Origin of the sequence: Rossellomorea sp. FM04394 (assembly GCF_041889765.1) — a bacterium.
In the GTDB taxonomy this organism is placed as follows: Bacteria; Bacillota; Bacilli; order Bacillales; family Bacillaceae_B; genus Rossellomorea; species Rossellomorea aquimaris_B.
The window spans coordinates 4,025,001-4,027,500 of the sequence record NZ_CP168654.1 but is presented as its reverse complement, the minus strand read 5'-3'; the positions used below and the strand labels follow the sequence as shown (position 1 = coordinate 4,027,500).

General features: G+C 50.6%; 1 rRNA gene (running past one end of the window). It reads left to right on the top strand.

What is annotated here, in order from left to right:
* The first annotated feature begins 167 nt into the window (after positions 1-167).
* A 23S ribosomal RNA gene (locus tag ACCB35_RS20185) occupies positions 168-2,500 on the top strand (it continues 602 nt past the right edge of the window).

Sequence of the window (2,500 nt, the reverse complement as noted above, 5' to 3'; positions counted from 1 at the left end):
TCGAAGTTTTGTTCAGTTTTGATGGTTTAATTATCATCAAAACTTTTTGTCTCTTACGAGACGAAAATGTGTTTGTTCTTTGAAAACTAGATAAAGATATAATTGATAGTCAAGAAATTACCGAGTATCGCCATTTTAGGTTTTAAACCTGATGTAACAACCAATTCGGTTAAGTTATGAAGGGCGCACGGTGGATGCCTTGGCACTAGGAGCCGACGAAGGACGGGACTAACACCGATATGCTTTGGGGAGCTGTAAGTGAGCTTTGATCCAGAGATTTCCGAATGGGGGAACCCATTGTTCGTAATGGAACAATATCCTTACTTGAATACATAGAGTATGGAAGGCAGACCCAGGGAACTGAAACATCTAAGTACCTGGAGGAAGAGAAAGCAATTGCGATTCCCTGAGTAGCGGCGAGCGAAACGGGATGTAGCCCAAACCAAGAGGCTTGCCTCTTGGGGTTGTAGGACACTCTATACGGAGTTACAAAGGAATGAAGTAGACGAAGAAGTCTGGAAAGGCTCGTCAAAGAAGGTAACAACCCTGTAGTTGAAACTTCATTCTCTCTTGAGTGGATCCTGAGTACGGCGGGACACGTGAAATCCCGTCGGAAGCTGGGAGGACCATCTCCCAAGGCTAAATACTCCCTAGTGACCGATAGTGAACCAGTACCGTGAGGGAAAGGTGAAAAGCACCCCGGAAGGGGAGTGAAATAGAACCTGAAACCGTGTGCCTACAAGTAGTCAGAGCCCGTTAACGGGTGATGGCGTGCCTTTTGTAGAATGAACCGGCGAGTTACGATCCCATGCAAGGTTAAGTCGATGAGACGGAGCCGCAGCGAAAGCGAGTCTGAATAGGGCGAATGAGTATGTGGTCGTAGACCCGAAACCAGGTGATCTACCCATGTCCAGGATGAAGTTCAGGTAACACTGAATGGAGGTCCGAACCCACGCACGTTGAAAAGTGCGGGGATGAGGTGTGGGTAGCGGAGAAATTCCAATCGAACTTGGAGATAGCTGGTTCTCTCCGAAATAGCTTTAGGGCTAGCCTCATGTGTAAGAGTCTTGGAGGTAGAGCACTGTTTGGACTAGGGGCCCTCATCGGGTTACCGAATTCAGACAAACTCCGAATGCCAAAGACTTATCCATGGGAGTCAGACTGCGAGTGATAAGATCCGTAGTCGAAAGGGAAACAGCCCAGACCACCAGCTAAGGTCCCAAAGTATACGTTAAGTGGAAAAGGATGTGGAGTTGCTTAGACAACCAGGATGTTGGCTTAGAAGCAGCCACCATTTAAAGAGTGCGTAATAGCTCACTGGTCGAGTGACTCTGCGCCGAAAATGTACCGGGGCTAAACGTATCACCGAAGCTGTGGATTGACACCTCTAGGTGTCAGTGGTAGGAGAGCGTTCTAAGGACTGCGAAGCTAGACCGTAAGGACTGGTGGAGTGCTTAGAAGTGAGAATGCCGGTATGAGTAGCGAAAGATGGGTGAGAATCCCATCCACCGAATGCCTAAGGTTTCCTGAGGAAGGCTCGTCCGCTCAGGGTTAGTCGGGACCTAAGTCGAGGCCGATAGGCGTAGACGATGGACAACAGGTTGATATTCCTGTACCACCTCTTTTCCGTTTGAGCAATGGGGGGACGCAGGAGGATAGGGTAAGCGCACTGCTGGATATGTGCGTCTAAGCAGTTAGGCTGATGATGAGGCAAATCCCATCATCGTGAAGGCTGAGCTGTGATAGCGAGCGAATTATAGTAGCGAAGTTCCTGATTCCACACTGCCAAGAAAAGCCTCTAGCGAGGAAAAAGGTGCCCGTACCGCAAACCGACACAGGTAGGCGAGGAGAGAATCCTAAGGTGAGCGAGAGAACTCTCGTTAAGGAACTCGGCAAAATGACCCCGTAACTTCGGGAGAAGGGGTGCTCTGGTAGGGTGCAAGCCCGAGAGAGCCGCAGTGAATAGGCCCAGGCGACTGTTTAGCAAAAACACAGGTCTCTGCGAAGCCGTAAGGCGAAGTATAGGGGCTGACGCCTGCCCGGTGCTGGAAGGTTAAGAGGAGTGCTTAGCGCAAGCGAAGGTGCGAATCGAAGCCCCAGTAAACGGCGGCCGTAACTATAACGGTCCTAAGGTAGCGAAATTCCTTGTCGGGTAAGTTCCGACCCGCACGAAAGGCGTAACGATCTGGGCACTGTCTCAACGAGAGACTCGGTGAAATTATAGTACCTGTGAAGATGCAGGTTACCCGCGACAGGACGGAAAGACCCCGTGGAGCTTTACTGTAGCCTGATATTGAATTTTGGTACAGCTTGTACAGGATAGGTAGGAGCCTTGGAAGCCGGAGCGCCAGCTTCGGTGGAGGCATCGGTGGGATACTACCCTGGCTGTATTGAAATTCTAACCCGCGCCCCTTATCGGGGTGGGAGACAGTGTCAGGTGGGCAGTTTGACTGGGGCGGTCGCCTCCTAAAGAGTAACGGAGGCGCCCAAAGGTTCCCTC